Source organism: Colwellia sp. MB3u-55 (genome assembly GCF_014076785.1).
GTDB lineage: Bacteria > Pseudomonadota > Gammaproteobacteria > Enterobacterales > Alteromonadaceae > Colwellia_A.
In genome coordinates this window covers 309,408-323,243 of the sequence record NZ_JACGUS010000122.1, presented here as the reverse complement: position 1 = coordinate 323,243, position 13,836 = coordinate 309,408, and the positions used below count along the sequence as shown (strand labels likewise).

General features: G+C 37.7%; 10 protein-coding genes. 9 read left to right on the top strand and 1 reads right to left on the bottom strand.

The genetic code is table 11. From position 1 onward, the window contains the following. Positions 1–3 precede the first annotated feature (3 nt). From pdxJ to H4J66_RS17580, 7 genes are all read left to right on the top strand, one after another. Positions 4–735 carry a pyridoxine 5'-phosphate synthase gene (pdxJ, locus tag H4J66_RS17610; RefSeq protein ID WP_070374733.1) on the top strand — a complete coding sequence of 244 codons (732 nt, stop codon included), beginning with the start codon at positions 4–6 and terminating at the stop codon, positions 733–735. Between the two features lie 124 nt (positions 736–859). Continuing rightward, positions 860–1,240 carry a holo-ACP synthase gene (gene acpS, locus H4J66_RS17605; protein ID WP_182176237.1) on the top strand — a complete coding sequence of 127 codons (381 nt, stop codon included), beginning with the start codon at positions 860–862 and terminating at the stop codon, positions 1,238–1,240. 120 nt (positions 1,241–1,360) lie between these two features. After that, positions 1,361–1,606 (top strand): hypothetical protein, encoded by a 246-nt coding sequence (locus H4J66_RS17600; RefSeq protein ID WP_182176236.1) that lies wholly within the window; start codon positions 1,361–1,363, stop codon positions 1,604–1,606. Positions 1,607–1,918: 312 nt separating this feature from the next. After that, complete coding sequence (acs, locus tag H4J66_RS17595) at positions 1,919–3,865, top strand: acetate--CoA ligase (RefSeq protein ID WP_182176235.1); 1,947 nt, start codon at positions 1,919–1,921, stop codon at positions 3,863–3,865. A 495-nt stretch (positions 3,866–4,360) separates the two neighbouring features. After that, positions 4,361–5,470, top strand: a complete 1,110-nt coding sequence (locus tag H4J66_RS17590; protein WP_182176234.1) for a 3-deoxy-7-phosphoheptulonate synthase — start codon at positions 4,361–4,363, stop codon at positions 5,468–5,470. A gap of 43 nt (positions 5,471–5,513) precedes the next feature. Beyond that, complete coding sequence (gene tyrA, locus H4J66_RS17585) at positions 5,514–6,653, top strand: bifunctional chorismate mutase/prephenate dehydrogenase (RefSeq protein WP_182176233.1); 1,140 nt, start codon at positions 5,514–5,516, stop codon at positions 6,651–6,653. Positions 6,654–6,727: 74 nt separating this feature from the next. Continuing rightward, complete coding sequence (locus H4J66_RS17580) at positions 6,728–7,216, top strand: thioredoxin family protein (protein WP_182176232.1); 489 nt, start codon at positions 6,728–6,730, stop codon at positions 7,214–7,216. A gap of 117 nt (positions 7,217–7,333) precedes the next feature. Here H4J66_RS17580 and barA read toward each other — a convergent pair whose 3' ends face one another. Then, on the bottom strand, positions 7,334–10,159 hold the full coding sequence (gene barA / locus H4J66_RS17575; protein ID WP_182176231.1) for a two-component sensor histidine kinase BarA: 2,826 nt from the start codon (positions 10,157–10,159) through the stop codon (positions 7,334–7,336). 96 nt (positions 10,160–10,255) lie between these two features. Between barA and rlmD the strand changes: the two genes are divergently transcribed. Together rlmD and relA are read left to right on the top strand one after the other, a co-directional pair. Beyond that, positions 10,256–11,578, top strand: coding sequence for a 23S rRNA (uracil(1939)-C(5))-methyltransferase RlmD (rlmD, locus tag H4J66_RS17570; RefSeq protein ID WP_182176230.1), 1,323 nt, complete (start codon positions 10,256–10,258; stop codon positions 11,576–11,578). A gap of 38 nt (positions 11,579–11,616) precedes the next feature. Beyond that, on the top strand, positions 11,617–13,824 hold the full coding sequence (gene relA / locus H4J66_RS17565) for a GTP diphosphokinase (protein ID WP_182176229.1): 2,208 nt from the start codon (positions 11,617–11,619) through the stop codon (positions 13,822–13,824). The last annotated feature ends 12 nt before the right edge of the window (positions 13,825–13,836 follow it).

Sequence of the window (13,836 nt, the reverse complement as noted above, 5' to 3'; positions counted from 1 at the left end):
AAAATGAGCGAACTATTATTAGGCGTTAATGTTGACCATATTGCTACCTTAAGACAAGCAAGAGGCACAAATTATCCTGATCCTGTCTATGCTGCATCAGTAGCAGAGCACGCTGGAGCCGATGGCATTACCGTCCATTTACGTGAAGACCGCCGTCATATTCAAGACCGTGATATTTATGTACTAAAGCAAACATTGCATACCCGAATGAATTTTGAAATGGCGGTCACTGATGAAATGCTGGCTATAGCATGTGAGGTTAAACCAGAATTTTGTTGCCTAGTCCCTGAAAAACGTGAAGAGTTGACGACTGAAGGTGGCTTGGACATTGTTGGTAATTTTGATAAAATTAGCCGTGCAGTGGCACAACTCACTGCAGCAGGTATAGAAACAAGTTTATTTATTGATGCTGATAAAAGCCAAATTGATGCTGCTATTGCAAGTAAAGCTCCTTATATTGAAATTCATACTGGCCATTATGCTGATGCAAAAAATGAACAAGATCAAAAAATTGAATTGATCCGTTTAATTGAAGGTATTAAATATGCGCATGCTAATGGTTTGAAAGTTAATGCTGGGCACGGGTTAAATTACTTTAATGTTAAACCTATTGCGGCAATTGAAGAGATAATCGAACTTAACATTGGTCATGCTATTATTGCTCGAGCGGTGATTGACGGATTAGACAAAGCTATTCGCGATATGAAACAGCTAATGAGAGAAGCGCGTAGTTAGCTTTTTAAAGCACAGCACCTAGAACCTACTTGGCAGAGCTAATAAAGTTTTGCCTTATTTAACGAAGTGAAGCTAGATAAAGGTTAATACCACATTTATCTAGCGCTTAAAAAAGTGATTCATTATGTCTGTAGTTGGTATCGGTACTGATATTATTGAAATAAGCCGTATCGAAAAAATGGCGATTAAGGTGCAAGACCGATTAGCGCTTCGTGTGTTAACGCCTATAGAGTATGAAAAATACCAATCGTTAAAAACCCCTGCATTATATTTAGCAAAACGCTGGGCAGGAAAAGAAGCAGCATCCAAAGCGCTTGGTACCGGCATAGCCGATGGAGTTTCATTTCAAAATTTTGAAATAAAATCATTAGCTTCTGGTCAGCCACAACTACTACTAAATGGTCGTGCAGCAGAATTAGCAACTGAATTAGGGGCTGAAAACTGGCACATTTCGCTCTCTGACGAAGCATTATATGCTACCGCGTTCGTGGTACTTTCTCGCTAGTTAAAGCAATAAAAAAATCTTCGTTGGTAAAATCTGTTCTATACTGATAATAGGCACCGCTGTTTATCTGGGTTATATTGATACGATGACGTTAGTATCTATTTAACGGGTGAGTGAGTTATGCAATTACAAAAGCAACCTTTTAATGAGAGAAGACACGAATCTCCTGAGCATTCAGTTTGGTGGGAGAAGTTGACACTTGCTCAAAAGTTTTCCGCGGGTAGTCTAGGTAAGTTCGGTTATGAATTGCTTTTTATACGTAATAACAATGGGCGCAGCATTGCTGTATTATCAAATAATAGTGGTACTGTTATCATTACCAAAGATGGTGAAATTGACGGTTCCCCCGATATCACTATTCGTTAACGTATCTATTAAAGGCTTCTTAGTCCGTTAATAGCAATTTATTTTGCTTTTTTTTAACCCAGCAATGACAGCGTTGTCATTGCTGGGTTTCAATGTTATCTTATTAGCAGGCAATTATTTTTTTTCATTTTAATGTAAATTTAATCAGGCGTATTCGACTTTAGTTGAGTAGTCGCACTAATTAACTTCCTATATGATGTTGTCACTGTTTTAAAAATAACCTCAAAATCTATTAGTGCTTAGATGAATATCAATAGCATTTAAGCAATAATCAACTTGATATAATATCAGGTCAGCAATGAAGGACTCAACATGAAAGAATTGAAAAGCTGTTATCCAGTTTTAGAACAAGCTAAAGCACACACTCATATTGATAGTGCAACATACGATGCGATGTACAAGCAATCGATTGAACAACCTGATGTATTTTGGGGTGAGCAAGCTGAAAAATTTCTAGATTGGTATAAACCTTGGGACAGTGTCAGTGATGTTGACTTGAAAACGGCTGATATTAAATGGTTTTCTGGTGGTAAATTAAATGTAAGTTATAACTGTATTGATCGTCACTTGGCTACTAAAGCCAATGATACGGCTATTATTTGGGAAGGCGATGATCCCAGTGACGACAAAAAAATTACTTATCAAGAATTACATGATCATGTTTGTCGTTTAGCGAACTTATTAAAAGCACGTGGTGTTAAAAAAGGTGATCGGGTTTGTATCTATATGCCGATGATCCTTGAAGTGGGTTATGCCATGTTAGCCTGTGCTCGAATTGGCGCGGTACATTCTGTTGTCTTTGGTGGTTTCTCAACTGAGGCTATCCGCTCACGAGTTTCTGATGCTGATTGCCAAGTTGTTATCACTGCTGATGAAAGCTTACGTGGTGGTCGTGTTATTCCATTGAAAGTGAACGTTGATGAAGCTGTTGCCGAATGCCCCAATGTACATACAGTTATTGTCGTTGCTCGCACCGGTGGTGATGTCGCATGGAACGACAAAATAGACATCAGTTACGAAGAAGAAGTTACCAAGCAATCAGCTGTTTGTGAACCAGAGGTCATGGATGCAGAAGATCCATTGTTTATCCTTTATACATCGGGTTCAACAGGCACACCAAAAGGTGTTTTACATACCTGTGGTGGTTATTCACTCTATGCCGCGATGACTCATAAATATGTTTTTGACTATAAAGATGGCGAAATTTATTGGTGTACTGCAGATGCAGGTTGGATCACCGGTCACTCTTATATTTTCTATGGCCCGTTAGCTAATGGGGCAACTACACTAGTTTTTGAAGGGGTACCTACTTACCCTGATGCTGGACGTTTCTGGCAAATATGTGAAAAACATAAAGTTAATATTTTTTATACGGCACCTACAGCGATAAGAGCCTTGATGAGTATTGGCGACGATTTAGTCCATCAATCAGATCTTTCATCGTTGCGTTTACTCGGTACGGTTGGCGAGCCTATTAATCCTGAAGCTTGGCATTGGTATTATGAAGTGGTTGGTAAGTCTAACTGTCCTATTGTTGATACTTGGTGGCAAACAGAAACGGGGGGTATTTTAATTACTTCGTTACCTGGTGCTGTTGATATGAAACCAGGTGCAGCTGGTAAACCCTTTTTTGGTGTTCAGCCAGCATTGTTTGATAAAGAAGGTAATACACTTGCAGGTGCTGACCAAGGTTTGTTAATGATAACGGGTAGTTGGCCTGGGCAGTTACGGACAGTTTATGGCGATCATGACCGTTTTTACCAAACCTATTTAAGCCAATATCCTGGTAATTATTTTACTGGAGATGGCGCACGTCGTGATGAGGACGGATTTTATTGGATCACCGGACGTGTTGATGATGTCCTTAATGTTTCGGGCCATCGTTTAGGTACTGCTGAGATCGAAAGTGCTTTAGTGCTTCATCCTGCTGTAGCCGAAGCTGCTGTTGTTGGTTATCCTCATGAAATTAAAGGCCAAGGTGTTTATGCTTATGTGACTTTAATGGCTAGTGCGAGTGAATCACCAGAGTTACTGAAAGAACTAACTGAGTTTGTTGCTAAGGAGTTAGGCCGTTTTGCAAAACCTGATTATATTCAGTATGCACCTGGCTTGCCAAAAACACGTTCTGGTAAAATAATGCGTCGCATCTTACGTAAAATTGCTGAAAACGATATTGATACCTTAGGGGATACATCGACCTTGGCAGATCCTAGCGTTGTAGAAAACTTAATAAGTAATCGAATTATTCACGATAGTTAGTCATTAACGAGCACTTAATTAAAAGCGCCTTAGGGCGCTTTTATTGTTTTTATTAGCGGGAAAATGGCTCGAAGACTTACACTAATGGCGTAAATAGAGCATGCTGCGAAAAGCCATGATCGACTTATGCTTAGACCCTTTGCTCTGCATACTAAATAGCTGCAGTCGTGATAAATACCTTCTTTACCATCTCGCTAATGCTGCTGAGTTACTCTACTTCCTATATCCATGAAGTCACGTCACCACGTTATACCTTTTATCCTGAACATAACCTAGAATAAAAACACTAAAACTACTGTACCTTCAAAAAAAACCCCTGTAAGATATTGTGTACAAAAAGAGTAAATAATTCTTTACGAAATAGCAATTAGCGGAACTATTATGAAAAGCCAACAACATCGATATTATTACTAACCCTTCTTTTACTAAGTCACACTTAGTTCTTTTGTTCTATATTTACTTTAATAAACAATCTTGCGATAAATGGAAAATACAATGTCTAACTCATTACCGAACGCTCAACCTAGTAAAGGTCCTCACGTAAAAACCCTTAACGATATTCATGTCAATTCAGAAGATGTATTAATAACGCCTGATCAATTAAGAGATGAACTCCCCTTATCAGAAAGTGGACGTAATTTTGTTAAAGCTGCCCGCAAGGTGATCGCTGACATTATTCATAAAAAAGACCATCGCTTACTCGTTATTTCAGGTCCTTGTTCTGTGCATGATCTCGATGCCGCTAAAGAATATGCGCAAAAGTTAAAAGCCTTACATGATAAGCATCAAGACAGCCTTTATATTGTTATGCGTGTTTACTTTGAAAAGCCTCGCACTACCGTTGGATGGAAAGGTTTAATAAACGATCCTCATATGGATGGTACCTTTGATGTTGAAACGGGTTTGCGTAAAGCTCGAGAATTATTGATTTACTTAACGGATTTAGGTTTGCCATTAGCCACCGAAGCGCTTGATCCCATTAGCCCACAATACTTGGCTGAACTTTTTAGCTGGTCGGCGATTGGCGCTAGAACAACTGAATCGCAAACACATAGAGAAATGGCGTCAGGTCTTTCTATGCCTATTGGTTTTAAAAATGGCACCAATGGTAGCCTAGATGTAGCTATTAATGCTTTGCAGTCAGCAGCGTCTTCACATCGCTTTATGGGAATAAACCGTCAAGGACAAGTATCATTGATTAAAACTTCTGGAAACCCTGATGGTCATGTTATTTTACGTGGTGGTAAAAAACCTAACTATGATGCTGCTAATGTTGCGTTATGTGAGAAAGAATTGAATGTACAAGGTTTAGAGCCTGGTATTGTGATCGATTGTTCGCATGGTAATTCAAATAAAGATTACCGTCGCCAGCCATTGGTGGCAGAAAATGTATTTGACCAAATTATTGAAGGTAATAAATCAATTATTGGTATAATGTTAGAAAGTCATATAAATGCAGGCAACCAAAGTACTAATGGCCCGAAAGAGTCATTAAAGTATGGTGTTTCAGTTACTGATGCATGTATTGATTTTAATGATACGGCACTTTTATTAGCAAATGCGACCGATAAACTTAATGATGTTTTAAAGAAGCGTTTATCTTAAATCGATATAAAGGCGAGTACGCGAAACGTAAATGAGTAAATTAATGGATAAGAAAAGTATAGCTCCTCAGTTAACCGCATTGAGAAATGAAATTGATGAGATAGATACTCAATTAGTCGAGTTATTAGCCAAGCGTCGCAGAGTGACCACTAAAGTAGGTGAGCTAAAAAGCCGAGTTGGCATGCCAATTTATGCACCTGACCGAGAAGCTCAATTACTGACGATGCGGCGTCAACAGGCGATGGAGGCAGGCGTGTCTCCAGAATTAATTGAAGATATTTTAAGACGGTTAATGAGTGACTCTTACATCAGTCAAGATGCGAGCGGTTATCAATGTGTCAATATAGAGAGTGGCAAAATAGTTGTTATCGGTGGTAACGGACAGCTAGGTAAAGTGTTTGTTGATTTATTTGAGCGCTCTGGCTATCAGGTAGTGGTTCTTGAACAAGATGACTGGCCAAACAGTGATAATATCCTTGCTCAAGCCGGTGTCGTTATTGTTGCTGTACCTATTCGCTTAACATCAATGATCATTCAAAAGCTTTCTCGTTTACCCAACACATGTATTTTAGCTGATGTGACTAGCGTAAAAGAAATGCCACTTTATGAAATGATGAAAGTTCATCAAGGACCGGTTGTTGGTTTACACCCCATGTTTGGACCTGATGTGTCAGGCTTGATTAAACAAACAATTATTACTTGTGAAGGGCGTTTACCCGAGCAATATAATTGGTTGCTGAAACAATTTCAGGTCTGGGGAGCAAAGATTTATCCCGTCGATGCGTCGGCGCACGATCAAGCAATGTCTATGGTACAAGTTATGAGACATTTTTCAACAATAGCCTACGGTTACCACTTAATGACTGAAGGGGCTGATATTTCTCAACTTGTTGAAATGAGTTCGCCTATTTATCGTTTAGAGTTAATTATGGTGGGTCGTTTATTTGCTCAAGATCCTGTACTTTATACTGATATCATTTTTTCAAATCAAGATAATGTTGCGATGATGAAGCGTTTTGCTTATCGGTTTCTAGAGTTGTTAGAAGATGTTGAAATGGGTGATAAAGATGCTTTTGTTACCATGTTTAGCCAAGTCTCTGATTGGTTTGGTGATTATGCCGATATCTTTTTACAAGAAAGCAAAGTCATGTTATTAAAAGCTAACGAATTAAAAAAACATTAAACAATTACCGCGCTACTAAAATATTGCTAAACAGCAGTTTGCGGTGTCACGGACATAACATAAGCAGAGTCGCAATGATAAAAGTCTTACTCACAGTATTCACTATAGCTTTTTGCCATCTATTGTCATTATCAGTTCACGCGGAGGATAATAATGGCTTTGCCTTAGGTGTGATCAGTGAAGCTAGCTTGTTGAGTGACTTTAGTGCTTTTAATAAAAACTTCAATGAGTCTTTAATTACTGAGCAAGAAAAAGAAATTGTTGCGCAGTGGCCTGAATCGTTAAAGGTTGACATTTATTTTGCGACTTGGTGTCATGACAGTGAACGTGAAGTGCCTAAACTACTTAAATTACTGCAAGGCAATAAGCAAATTAGTGCCACACTTATTGCACTTGATTACCAAAAAGAAGACCCTCAGCAATTAGCGAAAGATAATGATGTTAAATACACGCCAACTATCATTGTTTATCGAGATGAAAGTAAAACCGAAGAGCTGGGGCGAATTATTGAAAGACCCCAGACTAGTTTAGTTGCCGATATTAATCAGCTATTACTTGATTAGCCTTTAATCTTAATCGATTTTAGGCTCTACCATAAGATTTAACCTTAAGTAAGTCATTGAGCCTATAAGCTTAGCGGTGTCACTTGTTTTTAAAGCTAAAGTATTATCAAATAATTATTAGTGCTCAGTGTTAGGCTTTTTATTAAAAACTTCTGGTGCTTGATTGATGACATTATCAATGTGTTCAAAGAATTCAAAAAATTCAGGCTCTAAGTCATCGATAGTGACACCACTTTTCAGTTCTGTTTCTATCTGATGAACAACACGTCCTAGGCTGGGGACACCCGAGTAACAACAAGCGCCATTAAGCTTATGAATAAGTACTTTTAATTGTTCTACATCTTGAGAGGTCAATGCTTCAGAAATATTTAGTTTTGTTTCAGGCAGGCTTTGCACTAAACCTTTAAACATCTCTTTGGCAAGTTCTTCTTTATTGCCTGCTCGTTTTAATGCTAAAGGCCAGTCAATTACTTGATGGTTTCGTCGGTGCATAATCGTTGCGTTGTTAGCATTAAAAACTTGTTGATTTAAATCTGTGTTATCGATGTTTTTATTTTTCATTGTTTTAATATCTTGTGGCTGTGTTAAATCACAATATTCATAAATACAGTGGCGTAACATAGCTTCGTCAATAGGCTTAGTCATATAAGAGTCAAAGCCAAGTTTCAACAGTTTATCTTTTTCTTCTTTAAGGGCATGGGCGGTTACTGCGATAACGGGAGTATTGTCATTAAAAGTGATTGCTTTAATGCTTTTTAGTGCGGAGATACCATCCATAATCGGCATTTGAATATCCATGAATATCATTGCAAATTTTTCATGTTTACAAATATCTACCGCTTCTTGGCCATTAACGACAGTAGTAACCTCATTGACTTGTTCGAGTAAAAGTTCATTAATAAGCTTTAAATTGGCTTCATTATCGTCAACAGCCAAAATTTTAACTGGAATTTTATTGTCTTCTGACGTTGAACTTACGATGTCTAGCAGGTGATTTCGCGGTAACAGTACCTTATTTAATCGCTCTGGCGTAATGGGTTTACTTAAACAGCTTTTCGCTCCACAAGCGATCAATGCTTCCTGTAAATTAGGGGAGTTACTGTTAATTGCTAAATGAATTTGAGTCACGTTTTTTGAGAGTGTGACGATAAGCTCTTTTAGCTCAACTAATGCTGTGGGTGTTATATCATGACTTATTAGGGCAAAATCAAAATGTACCTTTTGATTCAATAAATCGTTAACTTGTACTAAGTTTTGGACCGGATGAACATCCAATTGCCAATCGGTAAGAATTTCGCTGGTCGCAATACGGCTATGCGTATGAGGTTCAAAATAAAGAACACTTTTACCGGCTAACTCATGATTATCAAAAATATTATCAATAGAGATAGGATTTACTTCACAACGAAAAGTAAACCAAAATGTTGAACCTTGACCTTGTTCGGTAGAAAAACCCATATTACCATTCATTTCAGTGACTAAGCGCTGAGAAATAACCAAGCCCAATCCTGTACCACCATAAAGTCGCGTAACACTTTTATCCGCTTGACCAAAAGCCTCAAAAATAGTTTTCTGTTGCTCATGGCTCATACCAATACCGGTATCTTTAATGGTAACTTTTAAAATCGCAATATTATTTTCAATACGCTCGCTTTCGACATCAATATCAACAGAACCTTTGTCAGTGAATTTCATGGCGTTGCTGGTCAGGTTGATCAAGACCTGCTTAATTCGCATGGCATCACCAATGAGAGCATCAGGTAATTGCGGATTAACACGTAAAGATAACTCAATATTTTTCTTGTGAGATGTTGGCGCAAGTAATGTTAATGTTTCCTCGACCGTTTCTCGCATCGAAAAAGGAATGTTTTCGATAACCATTTTTCCAGCGTCTAACTTTGAAAAATCTAAAATATCATTAATAATGGCTAACAAGTTAGCCGAGGAACGCTCTATGGTTTGTAAATAATCGCGCTGGGTAATTGTCAGCGGTGTCTTTAATACCTGGCGAGTAAAACCAATAACACCATTGAGTGGTGTGCGCAGTTCGTGACTCATATTGGCTAAAAATTCTGATTTAACTTTATTCGCTTCTTGTGCTTTTCGTTTAGCGATATCAAGTTCAACGTTTTGTATTTCAAATTGCTCTAAACTTTCTCGTAAATCGGTCGTGGCTTGATCTATGCTGCCTTGCATTTCTTCTTGGTAATCACCTAATGATTGTGCCATCGCATTGACACCATTTTTCAAAAAGTTTAATTCACCAATCAACTGTCCTGTGACCCGACTCTCTAGCTTTCCTTCTCTAATACGATCAACGGCAAGTACCATTGCGCCTATTGGACGCGTAAAGTTTTTAATTAATCGATAAGAGAAAAAGGCACTAAAAACACTACCAAGCAAAACAATGAGAAAAGAAAATAGCATCTGGTCTTGTTGTTTTAAACGTATATTACTGCTGTCAATCTGCATAGCAATATAGCCAATATTATCTTGAGACATTGAGCGAGTTGCCTCATTTATCAAGGTTTCATTAATAATAGGACTATGAAAAATAAAGTCATCACCATTTTTAGAGAAAATAGTACTATTGGGAATAACTTGTCCTGCTTTTAGACGTAATAAATTAGCGTCACCGTGGTAAGAGCTGGTGACAAAAACTTGGTTATCTTTAGTAAAAACAGCAATACTTTTGATAATTGATGATTGGCTGCGATGGGTGAAATTCATCAAATTACGCAGTTGAACACGATCTTTGTTTAACATACCTAAAGAGCTAGCAATTGCTAGGGGTTCAATAATACTTTGAGAGCGCTGCGTTAAAAAAGTATTTAATTCGTCATAACGGCTATATGAAAAATAGCTAGCTATCGAGAGAGCGATTAACGTGGTTGGCACTATGGTAAGTAAAATTACCCAATCTTTCAGACTTATTTTATGCATTATCTGCTGAACTTTAGTGTAAAATCATAACATTGAATAACCTTATCATGGCATATCGTCATATAAATTTATAGCACTTAACAGGTATATTTCGTTATGGCGAATTTTTTCAAAGCAACAGCTAAAAAACAAGAACTAGGTCAAGAAGTTAGCATTAAGGTAACTCGTCTTGATATTAATGGCTGTGGCGTAGGTTTACACAATAAAAAGCCTATATTTATTGATGGTGCTTTACCTGATGAAGTTGTGAAAGTGAAGGTTATTGAACAAAAAAACAAATATAGTCGTGGCAAGTTAATTGACGTATCTGTTGCTAATAAACAACGTATTGCCGCTAAGTGCCAACACTTTCTCAGTTGTGGTGGCTGTGATTTACAGCATTTAGCCATTAGTAATCAGCTTGATTTTAAGCAGCAGAAGGTCAGTGATTTATTTTCGCGAAGCAACCACGAACAGTCACTGCCTTGGCAAGCGCCTATCGTCAGCCAGCCTTGGCATTATCGCCGCAAGGCACGTATTGGTGTGCAATATAATAAAGCAGGCCAAGCCATTATTGGTTTTAGACAGCGGGGCAGTAATCAGCTGATTAATATTAAAAGTTGCCCTGTACTCGTCGAGCCGGTAAATAATATTTTTTTACCCTTAAGAGCATTGCTAAAAAAATTATCAGGTAAAAATGCTATTGGTCATATTGAAGTTATTGCCACAGAAAAAGTGACGGTAGTCGTGCGCCAGTTAGAGCCGCTGACCAAGCAAGATAAAAGTCATTGGCAAGCATTCAGTGATGATTTTTCTTGTGATATTCTCTTTGATTTAGGTAAAGAGGTAGTAACGCTCGATAAAGCGACTTTAACTAGTTTGCACTATAGTTTAGTTGACAATATTGTTATTTCTTTTAGTAGCGACAACTTTATTCAGGTTAACCACCAAGTTAATAAAAGCATGATAAATCAAGCTATTCAATGGTTAAACTTGACCGAGCAAGATATTGTTTTAGATTTATTTTGTGGTTTAGGTAATTTTAGCTTACCAATAGCTAAAAAAGTTGCGCAAGTTGTGGGTATTGAAGGTGTTGAACTTATGGTCAGCAACGCGCAGAAAAACGCTTTGCAAAATGGTTTAAGTAATTGTGAGTTTTATCAAGCTGACTTAAATAGTCATTGGAAAGAGGAAGCTTGGGCAAATAAAAAATATACTAAGCTGCTATTAGATCCCGCGCGTGCTGGCGCTTATCAAGCGTTACAACAATTAGTACATTTAAATATTAATAGCGTGTTATATGTCAGTTGTGATCCGGCAACCTTAGCCAAAGATAGTGAATTATTGCTAGCACAGGGTTATCGTATTGAAAAAATATCCTTAATGGATATGTTTTCTCAAACAAAGCATATTGAGACTATGGTATTGTTTGTGAAGTAGACATTTATTTTTTTTCTAAAATTTAGTAGGTTATTTTTATGGTTTCGGTACGTAAATCTCATCAAATATCGGAAATAAATTTTGAGCAATGGTTAAGTTCATTGGAGCTTAGTGAACAAAAAAATCAAGCACTTGAAAAGCTTTGGCAACAAGTCAGTGATTTTTATGTTGACCAGCAAGAATGCCAGACTAAGTCTTTAGAGATGGTTGAGATCCTTGCCAGTTTGAATTTAGATCGCGATTCTTTATGTGCTGCATTTTTACTGCCGTTATATGAATACCAATGCATATCATTAGAATATATAGAAGAAAATTTCTCTAAGAAAATTCTTAATTTATGTAATGGCGTTAGCCAAATGCAAGCGATAAAGACATTACAGCAAGGCCAATCTAATCAAGTGTCTGCCAATCAAGTTGATAATATTCGTAAGATGTTAGTTGCCATGGTTGACGATGTCCGTGCGGTCGTTATTAAACTTGCTGAGCGAGTCTGTTACTTAAGGCTGGTAAAAAATGCCGATGAAGAAACGCGAGTTTTAGCTGCCAAAGAAACCGCCAATATTTATGCACCACTCGCGAATAGATTAGGCATTGGACAACTAAAGTGGGAGCTTGAAGATATTTCCTTTCGCTACCTTCATCCCAAGGTGTATAAAAATATAGCGCAACAATTAGATGAAAAACGCTTAGACCGTGAACAATATATGGCTAATTTTGTGAGTAATCTTAGTGGGCAATTAAATGATTTAAATATTGCCGGTGAAGTATATGGTCGGCCCAAGCATATTTTTAGCATTTGGAAAAAAATGCAGCAAAAGTCGCTTGATTTTGAACAACTTTTTGATGTTAGAGCCGTGAGGGTTGTTGTTGATAAACTTCAAGATTGCTATGGGGCATTAGGTATAGTTCATACCAGCTGGCAGCATTTACCTAACGAATTTGATGATTATGTCGCCACACCAAAACCTAATGGTTATCAATCGATTCATACGGTTGTATTAGGCCCAGAGGGAAAATCAGTAGAAGTACAAATAAGAACTCAGCAAATGCACGATGATGCAGAAATGGGGGTTGCGGCTCATTGGCGTTATAAAGAAGGCAGTACTGGCAGTAAAAACACAGATAAAAAAACTGGCTTTGATGAAAAAGTTAGCTGGCTAAGAAAAATTTTACAATGGCAAGATGACGTCAGCGAAAGTGGCGATTTACTCGATGAATTACGTAGTCAGGTCTTTGAAGACCGTATTTATGTATTTACACCTAATGGCGATGTTATTGATTTACCTGCCGGCTCTACACCTTTAGATTTTGCTTATTATATTCATTCAAATGTAGGTCATTGTTGCATCGGCGCGAAAGTCTCTGGACGCATTGTACCTTTTACTTACCGCTTAAAAACAGGCGATCAAGTCGAAGTATTAACCAGTAAAACACCTAACCCAAGTCGTGATTGGTTAAACCCTAATCTGCATTATACCCATGCACCAAGAACACGGTCAAAAATTAAACATTTTTTTAGATTACTCGACCGTGACAAACATATTGCCATAGGTAAAGAACAGTTAGAGACAGAATTATCTAAAATCGATTTAACCGATACTGATTTAATGTTAGCGAGTAGGCGCTTTAATATAAAATCGATTGATGATTTATATGCAGCTATTGGTTCAGGTAATGCCCGTTTGATGCAAGTGATTAATCATTTGCAATATCACGACGAGAAAAACAAACCACCGGTGGAGCTTGACCCACAAAGTTTAGTCAAACCTCAACAGGCACAACAAAAATTTCAAGCCGATATTAATGGTATTACGGTTTCGGGCGTCGGTAATTTATTAACGCATATGGCCAAATGTTGTCATCCAGTGCCAGGCGATGATATTGCTGGCTTTATTACTCAGGGACGGGGTATCTCGGTACATCGTAATGATTGTGACCAATTAGCGAATGCTCTAGCTCAGCAACCTGAACGAGAAGTAGAATTACAGTGGGGTGAACAGAATCAACAGAGCTATTTAGCAACAGTGAAAGTTATAGCGAGTGACCGTCAAGGTTTAGTGCGTGATATTTCTACGATTGTTTCCAATGAACGCGTTAGTATTGTTGGCATGGAAAGCCGTTCTGATCCAAGCAAGCAAACAGTCGCTATGTTGTTAAATATTGAAATTCCAAATAATGAAATATTAGGACGTTTAATTGGCAAATTACTTCAACTTGATGATGTATTAGAAGTTAAGCGACTCTAGTTGTATTTTATC